This is a genomic window from Dyadobacter endophyticus, assembly GCF_014641595.1.
Lineage (GTDB): Bacteria > Bacteroidota > Bacteroidia > Cytophagales > Spirosomataceae > Dyadobacter > Dyadobacter endophyticus.
Genome location: NZ_BMIA01000005.1, coordinates 420,547 through 433,793, shown reverse-complemented (window position 1 = coordinate 433,793; position 13,247 = coordinate 420,547). Strand labels below are relative to the sequence as shown.

Below are 13,247 nucleotides of genomic sequence, written 5' to 3'. Positions count from 1 at the left end.
TGATAGACCTCTTGGTATTTTTGTAATTCTTAAAGAAATAATTATTTAAAATTAAATCAATGCAGACCAGATTTTTGATCGGTTTAGTGGTGGTGGCAGTACCGGTAATGTACTTTTCATGGGCTGGGTGGCAGAAGAAGGTGGATTACAATGCCGACGTCAAACCGATCCTCAACAAGCATTGCATGGGCTGCCATGGCGGCGTGAAAAAGGCCGGTGACGTGAGCTTCCTGTTCGAGCACGAAATGCTGGAACCAGGTAAATCGGGCAAAATACCCGTTGTGCGCGGCGATGCCCACGCCAGCGAGATGATCCGGCGTATTCTTTCTGATGATCCCGACGAGAAGATGCCCAAAAACGGCACGCCGCTCAACGATAAGGAAATCGGTATCCTGAAAGACTGGATCAACGAGGGTGCCGAATGGGAAACGCATTGGTCCTACAAAAAAATAGAAAGGCCGGATGTGCCCTCGCTGAACAGTTTCAGTAATCTGTTCGGCCTTCTCAATACCGGCGACAAAGCCTGGGCGAAAAATGAAATCGACCATTTCGTAGTAGCAAAGCTGAAAGAAAAGGGGCTGTCAACTTCCCCGGAGGCTGATCGCGCCACTTTGCTAAGGCGGGTGAGCCTGGATATTACCGGTTTGCCGCCAACCGAAAAGGAAGTGCTGGATTTCGAAAATGACAAATCGGCCGATGCTTACGAAAAAGTGGTCGACAGACTGCTCAAATCTCCGGCCTACGGGGAAAGATGGACCTCGATGTGGATGGACCTGGCGCGCTATGCCGATACCAAAGGTTATGAAAGCGATGGCGGCCGCACGATGTGGCGTTACCGCGATTATGTCGTAAAATCTTTCAATGAGGATAAGCCGTTCGATCGTTTTACGATCGAACAGCTGGCCGGTGATCTGCTGCCTGAAAAGAGAGACGGTTTTCCGCAGGAAGAAAACATGATAGCTACTGGTTTTCACCGGAATACGATGACTAACAATGAAGGTGGAACCGACGACGAAGAGTTTCGTAATGCCGCATTGATCGACCGTGTGAATACAACCTGGGAAGTTTGGCAGGGTACTACATTTGGTTGCATTCAATGTCACAGCCACCCGTACGATCCGATTCCGCATGAAGATTATTACAAATATGCCGCGTTTTTCAACAACTCCCGTGACGAAGATGTGTGGGATGAATGGCCAAAATTAAGGCTGTACAAGGGCGAAGACTCGGCCCGGGTGGAGCGTGTCAAAGGCTGGATTAATAAATACAAACCGGAGGAACTCGAAGCCAAAGTGAAGTTCATGAAGGTCATGGAGCCGAAGATCAATGCACATAACTTTGTGAAGGGCGACCAGTCTACCGTTCTGCAGATCTCCTACTATGGTGTAAAAGACAAAGGCAATGCACGAATTCCGCAGGTTAACCTAACCGGTGTGGATAATGTGTTGATGAATGTTTCGACCAAAGCTGAAAACGCGGTATTGACATTACATCTGGATAAACTCGATGGGCCCGTACTGTCGACGATCAAGGTCCCGACCCGCGATACTGTCATCATTGCTCCGGTAAATCAGGCAACCGGGAAACATGACATTTACTTATCATTAAATAGTCCGAAAGCTCCCACCGAATGGCTTCGTATTACGTGGGTATCTTTTCAAAAAGGAATACCAGGTGCAGGTCAGCCTGGTTATGAGCAAATTGTCTCTGATTATGCCACAGTACTGACCCGGCCAGTAGAAGGGATGCCTGTAATCTGGGAGGGAAAAGATGATTTTGCGAGAAAAACCAATGTTTTCGTGCGCGGCAACTGGATGGTCAAAGGAGCGGAAGTAAAGCCGGATGTCCCCAAGCTGCTGGCTCCGATGCCGAAAGAATATTCCCGCGACCGTCTCGGCCTGGCCAAATGGATTGTGAGCCGTGACAATGCGCTGACCGGAAGAGTGATTGTAAACCGTTTCTGGGAGCAGCTTTTTGGTAAGGGGATCGTGGAAACGGTGGAAGATTTCGGATCGCAGGGCGCGGAGCCGAGCCATCCGGAACTATTGGACTGGCTGGCAGCGGATTTTATCGAAACCGATCACTGGAGTGTCAAAAAACTACTGAAAACCATTGTAATGTCGGCTACCTACCGGCAGAGTTCGAAAACGGATCATGATAAACTCGAAAAAGATCCTTACAATGTCTATATCTCACGTGGCCCGCGGGTAAGGCTGAGCGCAGAGCAGGTGCGCGATCAGGCACTTGCATGCAGCGGATTGATTTCAAACAAAATGTACGGCCCGGGCGTAATGCCACCTCAGCCCGACAAGATTTGGCAATCGCCGTATAGCGGTGAGAAATGGGTATTGAGCGAAGGTGAAGACCGGTACAGAAGAGGTGTTTACACGTATTGGAAACGCACCGCACCGTATCCGTCGATGGTCACATTTGACGCGCCCAGCCGTGAATTTTGTCAATCCAGAAGGATATTGACTAATACACCTTTGCAGGCGCTGGTGACTTTAAATGATCCGGTGTACCTGGAAGCGGCCGAAAAACTGGCTACTAAAATGCAGAAAAGAGGGAAAACGCCGGAGCAGCAATTGGCCGAGGGATACCGAATGCTGACATTTCAGACCATTGAAAAAAAGAACCTGAATGTACTGGTGAAGGTATACAAGGATGCGCTGGACGTTTATCGGAAAAAACCGGTCGACGCGGACAGCATTCTGGCATACGGCAAGGAAAGATCGCCCGAACTGGCCGCCCTCACCGTATCAGCCAACGTAATGCTAAACCTGGACAACGTAGTAACAAAAGAATAACCCCCAACCCCAGGCTTCAGCCTGGGGCTAGAGAGCAAAACAAATGGAAAAGCTACTGAAAGAACTTCAATATGCAGACCTGCACCGGCAAACCCGCAGGCACTTTCTGCAGTCGGCAGGATTTGGGTTGGGCGCGTTGGGGCTGGGTTCTTTGCTGGGTTCTTGCGGCGCTTCCAATGCCGGAACGAATGTGTCCGGAAATGCAGCCGCAGCCAAAATCCCGCAGTTTGCCCCGAAGGCCAAACGCGTAATTTACATTCATATGGCCGGTGCGCCTTCGCAACTGGAATTGTTCGACTATAAACCAGAACTGGTGAAATACCACGGTCAGGATTGTCCGGCCGAGTTTCTGGAAGGGAAAAAATTCGCATTCATCCAGGGAGTGCCCAAAATGTTGGGCCCGCAGGGAAAATTTGCGCAGTATGGCCAGTCGGGCGCGTGGATGTCTGACTATGTTCCTTATTTGCAGACAGTTGCCGATGAGATCACATTTCTGAAAGCAATGCATACGGACCAGTTTAATCACGCACCTGCGCAGCTGCTGATGCATACGGGAAGCGCGCGGCTGGGGCGGCCGAGTCTGGGAGCCTGGTCGGTATATGGGCTGGGATCTGAAAATCAGAATTTGCCGGGTTTCATTGTATTGGCGTCGGGAGGGCAACAGCCTGATGCCGGAAAGAGCGTCTACGGAAGCGGCTTTCTGCCTTCGGTGTACCAGGGTGTGCAGTGCCGTACAGGCGGCGATCCCGTTTTGTATGTGAGCGATCCAAGCGGCATGAACCGCGATATGCGCAAGCAGACCATTGAGGCGATCAATGAAATAAACCGCCAGACTTACGAAGATGTAAAAGACCCGGAGATATTGACCCGCATCAGCCAGTACGAAATGGCTTTCCGGATGCAAATGTCGGTTCCTGAGGTAATGGATGTTTCGAAAGAACCTCAGTTTATATTGGATATGTATGGTGTGAAACCAGGAGAGGGCACTTTTGCAATGAACTGTCTTCTGGCACGAAAACTAGTCGAGAATGATGTGCGTTTTGTGCAGTTATTCGACTGGGGCTGGGATGGGCATGGGACATCGAAAGACCATAATGTGGAAGGTGGTTTGCGCCAGAAATGCCGGGAATCGGATCAGCCGATTGCCGCATTGATCAAAGATTTGAAAATGCGCGGGCTTTTAGAAGAAACGCTCATCATTTGGGGAGCGGAATTCGGAAGGACTCCCATGCAGGAAAACAGGAATGGATTGGTTATGCCATTCATGGGCCGCGATCATCATTTGGACGCATTCACGATGTGGATGGCCGGTGGCGGTGTGAAACAAGGTTACAGCCATGGCGAAACCGACGAACTGGGCTATTACGGCGCGAAAGACCGGGTACACGTTCATGATTTGCAGGCCACGATCCTGCATTTAATGGGTTTTGACCATGAGAAATTCACCTATCCTTTCCAGGGCAGGAATTTCAGGCTGACGGACACCGAAGGCAAAGTAGTAAAACAGGTGATCGCATAAATAGCAGCATTTAATCCAAATTATGGCGCAGGAAACAGTTAAGGCATTCCGGATGCAGCTCAAACCCGGATTTGAAGCGGAATACAAAAAGAGGCACGACGAAATATGGCCGGAACTGAGCCAGCTTTTAAAGGAAGCCGGAGTTACCGAGTACTATATTTTTCTCGATGAGGCAACGCTCGCGCTTTTCGCATTTCAAAAATTTGGCGAGAACGATACTACCGCCAGCCTTCCTGCTCTTCCCATTATGAAAAGATGGTGGGACTATATGGCCGACATTATGGACGTGAACTCTGACAATTCCCCGGTGGCCATTCCGTGCCCGGAGGTTTTCAGATTGTAACGCATTGAAATTTAAATACATCCTAATCCCTAAATATTGATTTCCGGTATGCTCATTCCTCTTCTTCAGGCATCACCCTGGGCGCTTTTTATCGGGCGTTTCCACCCGGTACTGGTGCATTTACCTATTGGTTTTCTGTTGATTGCAGCCCTTATTGAGATTGGTCGTAGAACCGGCAAGATTTCGGTGAGTGAATCAACTGTGGTTTTTGTGCTGTTTTGGTCTGCCGTGAGCGCCACTTTTGCCTGCATTGCGGGGTACCTGCTGTCGTTAGGAGGCGGTTATGACGAAGATTTGCTGGGCGCGCATATGTTGAAAGGCATCGGCGTGGCCGTATTTGCCTGGGTTGCGTGGATTGTAAAATCGGACTGGCTTGCCGGGAAAATCTCTTTTGGAAAAGCTGTTTATCTACCCGCATTCGCTGTGGCCGTCGTATTGACCATGACAGCAGGCCACGACGGGGGCTCGCTCACGCATGGCGACGGCTACCTCACCCAATACACGCCCGAGCCCTTCCGTAGCCTTGCCGGGATGGATCCTATTCAGGAAAAAGCCAAGGAAATCAAGCCTATTACCGATGTGCAGCAGGCTGTTGTTTATAAGGATATTGTACAGCCGATCCTCGAAGCGCGCTGTACGCAATGCCATAACGCAAGCAAGAAAAAAGGTGATTTGCGTATGGACGAGCTCGCATTGCTCATGAAAGGAGGAGAAAACGGCCCGGTCCTGGTACCTGGGAAAGGTGCCGAAAGTGATATGATTAAACGCTGCCTGCTAGACGAGAGCGACGATAACCATATGCCTCCCAAAGGCAAACCGCAGCTAAGTACCGAGCAAATCGCGTTGCTCTCCTGGTGGATCGACCAGGGTGCTCCTGTTGATAAAAAGGTAGCAGAACTGACCGTGTCCGATCAGGTAAAACCGGCTCTGGCATCCTTGGGCGGCGGTTCGGCAACTGGCGGCGCGGGTGGTGCAAAGCAAAAAGAATCTGCGATAGCCACGTTGAAAGTTTCACCGGCGAAAGAAGCCGATATCCAGGCAATGCGCAAGGCGGGACTGATCGTCAATACATTATCGCAAGACCAGAACCTGATAGAAGTAAGTGCTGTAAATGCGCCGAAATTCAGCGACAAGGACATCGCGTTGCTTTTGCCCGTCGCTGAACAGATAACCTGGCTGAAACTGGGCGGTACCCAAATCACCGACAGCGGATTGAAAGAAATTGCTAAACTGAAAAACCTTACGAAACTTCACCTGGAACACACTGGTGTAACCGACCAGGGCATTGCGCAGATCAAAAGTTTGCCGCATCTGGAGTACCTGAATGTGATCGACACCAAAATTGGCGACGCAGGATTGAAAAATATCGCGACGATAAAAGGCTTGCGTTCGATTTACGTGTGGCAATCGGCTGTAACGGATAGCGCCGTGGCCCAAACCGCCCGCCAAAACAAAGGCTTGCAGATCGTGAACGGTTTTAGCGCGGCCGAAGTTGCGCAATTCCTGAAAGCGGGGGACAGTACGGTAACCAAGCCGGTAGCGACGACGAAAAAATAGCATAGGAAATGAACCGTAGAAATTTTATTGGCTCCGCTGCGGCTGCCGCGGGCGCTCTAACCACGTTCGAAACCATCGCGGATGCGAACAAAGCTGCTGTGCAGTTTGAAAATAAATTATCATTGAAGGTCCTCGGTACCAACTGGGGCTATCAAGGTACTACCGACCAATTTTGTGCGGCCGTCAAAAAAGAAGGTTACGACGGGATTGAAATGTGGTGGCAGGGCTCGAAAGACAAGCAGAAGGAGCTGTTTGACGCATTGACAAAGCACAACCTCGAAGTAGGCTTTCTCTGCGGATCGGGTGAGCGGGATTACAAAACGCATTTGAATGCATTCAAATCGCAGATCGATGCGGCTACGACACAATGGCCCGTGAAACCGCTTTATATCAATTGTCATAGCGGCCGCGACCATTTTACTTACGAGCAAAACAAGGCATTTATAGACCATACCACCGAGGCTTCGACCAAAAGCGGCATCCCTATTTACCATGAAACCCACCGCGGACGGATGCTCTTTGCGGCGCACATAGCCCGTAATTTCATAGAGAAAAATCCCGCTTTGCGGCTAACGCTCGATATTTCGCACTGGTGCAATGTGCATGAAAGCCTTTTGCAGGACCAGGAGGAAACCATTCAGCTGGCGCTCGCACGTGTGGGTCACATACACTCGCGCGTAGGCCATGAGGAGGGCCCGCAGGTGAACGACCCCCGTGCGCCGGAATGGGAGGCGGCTGTGAAAGCCCATTTAGCGTGGTGGGACAAAGTGGTGGAATACAAGGTTAAAAGCGGAGAAACACTGACCGTGCTGACCGAATTCGGACCGCCGAATTACCAGCCGACGGTGCCTTTTACGCACCAGCCACTCTCGGATCAGTGGGGTATTAATGTGCATATGATGCATTTGTTAAGAAAGCGTTATTTGAAATAAAACACTACTGAAAGGCTGGACTTGCACGTCCATTTTTCTCTAACTTGCAGTGTTTTAAATCAACGACTCTATGAAAAACACACACTTCCTGCTGGCCCGGGAAGAATCCGATGTCCGTAAAACGTTTCTGGGCGCATTTGTAGCCCATATTGATGGAGGCACAGCGACTTCCGTCAAAGATTTCCACGAGGCGATTTCTACCGCCATGCATTTCCCCGATTATTCAGGCAAAAACCTGGACGCGCTCGACGAAATGCTCAACGACCTCGAATGGATCGATGAAAAGAAGGTAATCATTTACATCGACCGTTCCGCGGAATGGCTGTCGAAGGAAAAATCGGAAGATAAACTCCTGACGATCATCGATATTTTCGACGCTACCGCCGAAGATTGGAAATGGCTCGACGAGGAAGAGGAAGGCGTTGCCAAGAAAGAATTGCAGATCGTTTTCCAGGATTCGCCACGCATCCGCACATTGCTCGAAGATCAGGAAATTCCGTTCGATACGCTCGACTGACGAACAACGTCTTTCCGCCACTGCACATACCCGATCACAGCGAGCACGAGAAACACTGCGTACAAAATCGCAGTCAGATGCAGGTCTTTGTAGAAATACACAACTACATATGCCGCATCGGCGACGATCCAGATAATCCAGTTTTCGAGGTATTTACGGGCCATCATCCATTGGCCGATCAGGCTGGCGATCGTGAGAGCGGAATCGGCGTAAGTCAGGCTGGCGTTGGTGAACCGGCCTAGCAGAAAGCCCCAGGAGAGAGTTACCGCGATAAAAATGAATCCGAAAACCGGGTAGAGCTTCGCGGGCGTATGGGTAACGCGCACGCCGTCGTGGTTTTGTCCGCCGAATTTCCACATCCACCAGCCGTAGATGCTCGTCAGGAAGTAATAGCCCTGCAAACCCATATCGGCGTATAACCTTACCTGCCAGAAAACCACTCCGTAAAGTACCGCATTGATAATTCCGAAAAACCAGCCGAGCACATTCTGGCGAGTGTTGAGATAAACGCAGATAGCTCCGGTGATGAAGCCCAGGATTTCCAGCACTGTCGTGGGTAGGCCTGCCAGAGAAACGGGTTGATTGAGCCAGTCGATCATGAGGGAGTAATGGTGTGAAAGGTAAAAATAAAATGATATTCCGGATTTTCGAGCTGGGGCATTTCGGACTATTTTTGCAATTCGAACAGCGTAGCAACAAAACTGGTACGACTGTTGTTATAAATGCTGGCCGGTCGGGAAATTCCCCGAAACGGCTTTTTGCGTTTACATTTCACTGCGGCGAAGGCTGCTAAGCATTTGATATAATTGGAAGTTAAAGACTTATTAACACTATACGGAGGCGATAGCTACCTGGATGTGCTGAGCACGCAGATCACCTCCAAAGACGCTGAGGCGGCGCACGTGCAGATCAAGGGATTGGTAGGAAGCCTCGATGCAGTAGTTGCGGCGTCTTTGCAGCATAAAAAGAAATCGCCGGCAGTATACATCCTCAGTGACCGTGAGGAAGCAGCCTATTTTCAGAACGACCTGCAAAACCTGCTGGGCTCTACCGAGGTGCTTTTTTATCCTACGTCCTATAAGAGGCCTTACCACTACGAAGAAGTAGATAATGCCAACGTGCTTATGCGCGGCGAGATCCTGAACAAGCTCAGCGCGGGGCGCAGCACTCCGGTACAGATCGTCACCTATCCCGAGGCATTGTTCGAGAAAGTGATCAACAAACGTTCGCTAAAGGCAAATACCTTTTCAGTTAAAGTAGGAGAAAAACTCGATCCTGCATTTCTGACTGAGTTTCTGAACAGCTATGGCTTCGAGATCACCGATTTTGTGTTTGAAGCTGGTCAGTTTTCGGTGCGCGGAGGTATTCTCGATGTATTTTCCTTCGCTAACGAGCACCCGTTCCGGATCGAGCTTTTCGGGGATGAAGTGGAGAGCATCCGCTCCTTCGACCCGGATACGCAGCTTTCGCTCGAAAGTGCGAAGCAGATCAATATCGTGCCGGACATCCAACAGAAGCTCTCGCACGAAACGCGTGAATCCTTCCTGAGTTTCTTCGCCGATGAAACCGCTATTTGGTTTAAAGATGCGGAACTGACATTGGAAATGATTGAAAAGTGCTTTGAAAAGGCTGAAAAGGCACTGGAAGAAGTAACCGGCGGCGGTGTGCAGATCGTTTCGAACCCCCAGGAGCTTTTCGAAACACGGCGGGGCTTCCTGAATCAGGTCAAAAAATTTAAAACGGTCGAGTTTGGGAAGAAATCCTATTTCAAAACTGAATTGAAGCTGCCTTATTCTTCGAAACCGCAGCCTTCATTTAATAAGGATTTCAAAAGGCTTTTGGATGATTTGTCTGACAATCAGAACAAAGGTTACGTCAATATCATCGTCGCCGAGCAGCCCAAGCAGCTCGACAGGTTGGAAAGAATCTTCGAAGACCTCGATCCGTTCGTGAAGTTCAGGCCGATGCATATTTCACTTCGGGAAGGTTTTGTGGACGATAACCTGAAAGTGGCTTGCTATACCGATCACCAGATTTTCGCCCGTTTTCATAAATACCGGTTAAAGGAGAAGTTCAGCAAATCCAAGGCTATGACCTTGAAAGAGCTGAAATCATTACAGGTAGGCGATTTTGTGACGCACGTCGATTATGGCATTGGTCGTTTTGCCGGAATGGAGCGCAAAGATGTGAATGGCAAGGAGCAGGAAGCGGTGCGGCTGATTTACCGAGACAATGATTTGCTGTATGTCAGCGTGCATAACCTGCACAAAATCGCCAAATATACCGGTAAGGAAGGAACTCCACCGGCTATGAGTAAGCTGGGTTCGGGTGAATGGGAGGCTAAAAAGTCGAAAGTTAAAAAGCAGCTGAAAGACATTGCGCACGAGTTGATCGCACTATATGCCAAACGCCGTCAGGCACCCGGATTTCCATTCTCAAAAGACAATTACCTGCAAGTGGAGCTGGAATCGTCCTTTCTATATGAAGATACGCCCGACCAGGCTACGGCTACGGCCAATGTGAAGGATGATATGGAGAAAGGCCACCCAATGGATAGGCTGGTGTGTGGTGATGTGGGTTTTGGTAAAACCGAAATCGCGATTCGTGCTGCGTTCAAGGCGGTTTGTGATAGCAAGCAAGTGGCGGTACTTGTGCCTACGACCATCCTGGCTATGCAGCACTTCAAGACATTCAGCGACCGCCTTGCCGATTTTCCTGCAAAAGTGGGTTATATCAACCGTTTCAAATCCGCGAAAGAGATCAAGGATACATTGAAGCAGGCCGAGGAGGGTAAGATCGATATTCTGATCGGTACGCACCGGATTTTGAATAAAGATGTGAAATTCAAGGACCTGGGCCTGCTGGTTGTCGATGAGGAGCAGAAGTTCGGGGTAAAAGCGAAAGACCGCTTGAAAGAAATGCGCGTGAATGTGGACGTGCTTACACTTACCGCAACGCCTATCCCGCGTACATTGCATTTCTCGCTGATGGGCGCCCGTGATCTTTCGGTGATCGCGACCCCGCCGCCGAACCGCCAGCCGGTTACGACGGAAGTGCATACATTCAGTGAGGAGTTTATTCGTGATGCGATCAGCTTCGAAGTGCAGCGGGGCGGTCAGGTTTTCTTTGTCCACAACCGCGTGAATGACATTGAATCGATCGCAAATATCATCCTGCGCCTCGTGCCCGACGTGCGCATAGGCGTCGCGCATGGGCAAATGGAAGGCGACAAGCTGGAAAAGGTGATGTTGAACTTCATCGACGGCGAGTACGACGTCCTTGTTTCGACCAATATCATCGAATCGGGGATCGATATTGCCAATGCAAACACCATTATTATCAACTCCGCCCATATGTTCGGGCTCTCGGACCTGCACCAGATGCGTGGCCGCGTAGGGCGTTCGAACAGAAAGGCATTCTGCTACCTGCTCACGCCCTCGGTATCGACGCTGGCCAGCGATTCGCGCAAACGTTTACAGACCCTGGAAGAGTTTTCCGACCTTGGCGACGGGTTCAAGGTAGCCATGCGTGACCTCGACATCCGTGGCGCGGGTAATCTGCTGGGTGCCGAGCAAAGCGGTTTTGTGAATGACCTGGGATATGAATTGTACCATAAAATGCTCGATGAGGCTGTTCAGGAGCTGAAAAGCAACGAGTTTAAGGACCTGTTCGACGGGGTATTCAGCCTGCCGAAAAAACTGGTGCCGGACACGCAAATTGAAACCGATTTTGCGACTTTGATACCGGATGATTACGTAAAGAATATTTCTGAGAGACTATCGTTATATACCCGCCTCGATAATATTGAAACTGAGGAAGAATTAGGAAAATTTGAAAAGGAAATTCTCGACCGCTTCGGGCCGGTGCCGCATGAAGTGCAGGATTTATTAAAAACGGTCCGTTTGCGCTGGGAAGCAGAGGCCTTGCAGTTGGAAAAACTGACCTTGAAAAGCAATACGATGAAAGGCTACTTCGTTACTTCGCAGAATGACGAATTCTTTCAGTCGGCGAAGTTCGGACAGGTGATCGATTACATTAAGAAACACCCCAAACAAATTTCGCTTAAAGATCAGAAAGGCAAGCTGATACTGATTTGCGACGACGTCAAAAGCATCGATCAGGCACGGCAGGTGCTCATGGAAATGACGCAATAGCAAACAGGCCTCCGTTACCTGATAATTGATTTTTAAAAATAATATCGATTGATTTCATACATTTGCGGTTTCGCATACTATAAAATACCAAACACTTAAGTCACTTTAAAGCAATGATTTGCATGCAAAAGATGGGTACCCGGTCGATCGCGCTGATTCTGATTGTGTTATTAGCGGCAACTGCGTGTAGTAAAAAGAAGCCAACCAGCTTGAAGCCTGGCAAGACCAGCTCCAAAACAGGCTTGGCTTACAACGGAAAAGACGGGTTTGAAGTAAAGCAATACAAAGCTTTGCCAGCCGGTCCCGACCTTGTGTACATTGAAGGTGGCCGTTTTACGATGGGTTCGCTGGAAGAGGATGTGATGGCGCGGCGGGACAACCCGAAAAGAACCGTTAGTATCCAGTCCTTCTACATGGACCAGACGGAAGTGGCGAACGTCCACTACCTCGAATACTTGAATGCGATTCAGAGAGATTCTTCGGAAGAGTTTTACGCAAAAGCGCTTCCCGATACAAACGTTTGGTATAACGAACTGTCATTCAACGACTCTTACGTAACCATGTACCTGCGTCACCCAGGCTTCCGCTTATACCCTGTGGTAGGCGTTTCATGGGTTCAGGCTAACGACTACTGCGCATGGCGTACCGCTGCTGTAAGCCAGGCCAACAATCAGAAAGGCGCCGCCGCCGCAAGTGGTGGTAAGAAGAAAAGAGGATTCTCTTTCGGCAAGAAGAAAAAAGCAGAAGGCGAAGCTGTTGCAGCTGCTGACGCTCCCGCGCCACAACTACGCATCGAAAGCGGTTACGTAATGCCTCCATACCGCCTTCCGACAGAAGCCGAGTTCGAATATGCGGCCATGGCAATGATCGGAACGCAATATTCGGACGAAAATCAGGCCAACTCGAGAATTTATCCATGGGATGGTTCTACTATGCGCCAGCCACGGGGTCGTAAGCAGGGAACAATGCTTGCGAACTTCAAACGCGGTCCTGGTGACTATGCGGGTATTGCAGGTAAATCTAATGACGGTGCGATCATCACACAAGAAATTCGTTCGTATCCGGCAAACGACAACGGTCTTTATGACATGGCAGGTAACGTGAGCGAATGGGTTTATGACGTGTACCGTCCGCTTTCCAATTCTGATGTAAACGACTTGAACTCGTTCCGTCGCGACGGTTATCAGGATGAAGCCAAAAACTACGATACCAAGAACAGCAACTCGATGGTTGACGATAAGCTGAGAGTTTATAAAGGTGGTTCATGGTCTGACGTTGCTTACTGGTTGTCGCCAGGAACACGCCGCTACATGGATCAGGACTCTGCTACTGCAATGGTAGGTTTCCGCTGCGCGATGATCGCAACCGGAACTCACAAAGAGTAATGCATTGAATAATATCAATCAAAAAGCCGCTGT

General features: G+C 49.7%; 9 protein-coding genes. 8 read left to right on the top strand and 1 reads right to left on the bottom strand.

The window, feature by feature from the left end; all coding sequences use genetic code 11:
• Positions 1 to 59 precede the first annotated feature (59 nt).
• The 6 genes from IEY24_RS28785 to IEY24_RS28760 all read left to right on the top strand — a co-directional run bounded on the left by IEY24_RS28785 (position 60) and on the right by IEY24_RS28760 (position 7,675).
• On the top strand, positions 60 to 2,807 hold the full coding sequence (locus tag IEY24_RS28785; RefSeq protein WP_188938733.1) for a DUF1553 domain-containing protein: 2,748 nt from the start codon (positions 60 to 62) through the stop codon (positions 2,805 to 2,807).
• A gap of 43 nt (positions 2,808 to 2,850) precedes the next feature.
• Positions 2,851 to 4,326: a DUF1501 domain-containing protein gene (locus tag IEY24_RS28780; protein WP_188938732.1), complete on the top strand. Its 1,476-nt coding sequence runs from the start codon at positions 2,851 to 2,853 to the stop codon at positions 4,324 to 4,326.
• 22 nt (positions 4,327 to 4,348) lie between these two features.
• Entirely contained in the window at positions 4,349 to 4,669 is a 321-nt protein-coding gene (gene rhaM / locus IEY24_RS28775; protein ID WP_188938731.1) for an L-rhamnose mutarotase, read from the top strand.
• 48 nt (positions 4,670 to 4,717) lie between these two features.
• Complete coding sequence (locus tag IEY24_RS28770) at positions 4,718 to 6,226, top strand: c-type cytochrome domain-containing protein (RefSeq protein WP_188938730.1); 1,509 nt, start codon at positions 4,718 to 4,720, stop codon at positions 6,224 to 6,226.
• Positions 6,227 to 6,234: 8 nt separating this feature from the next.
• A complete protein-coding gene (locus IEY24_RS28765; protein ID WP_188938729.1) occupies positions 6,235 to 7,158 on the top strand; it encodes a sugar phosphate isomerase/epimerase family protein in 924 nt (307 codons plus the stop codon).
• 70 nt (positions 7,159 to 7,228) lie between these two features.
• A complete protein-coding gene (locus IEY24_RS28760; RefSeq protein WP_188938728.1) occupies positions 7,229 to 7,675 on the top strand; it encodes a barstar family protein in 447 nt (148 codons plus the stop codon).
• Here the strand turns inward: IEY24_RS28760 and pnuC are convergent.
• Entirely contained in the window at positions 7,645 to 8,274 is a 630-nt protein-coding gene (pnuC, locus tag IEY24_RS28755) for a nicotinamide riboside transporter PnuC (protein ID WP_188938727.1), read from the bottom strand. The genes IEY24_RS28760 and pnuC overlap by 31 nt on opposite strands.
• Before the next feature lie 207 nt (positions 8,275 to 8,481).
• Between pnuC and mfd the strand changes: the two genes are divergently transcribed.
• Positions 8,482 to 11,829 (top strand): transcription-repair coupling factor, encoded by a 3,348-nt coding sequence (mfd, locus tag IEY24_RS28750; protein ID WP_188938726.1) that lies wholly within the window; start codon positions 8,482 to 8,484, stop codon positions 11,827 to 11,829.
• 122 nt (positions 11,830 to 11,951) lie between these two features.
• Entirely contained in the window at positions 11,952 to 13,214 is a 1,263-nt protein-coding gene (locus tag IEY24_RS28745) for an SUMF1/EgtB/PvdO family nonheme iron enzyme (protein WP_188938725.1), read from the top strand.
• Positions 13,215 to 13,247: the final 33 nt, after the last annotated feature.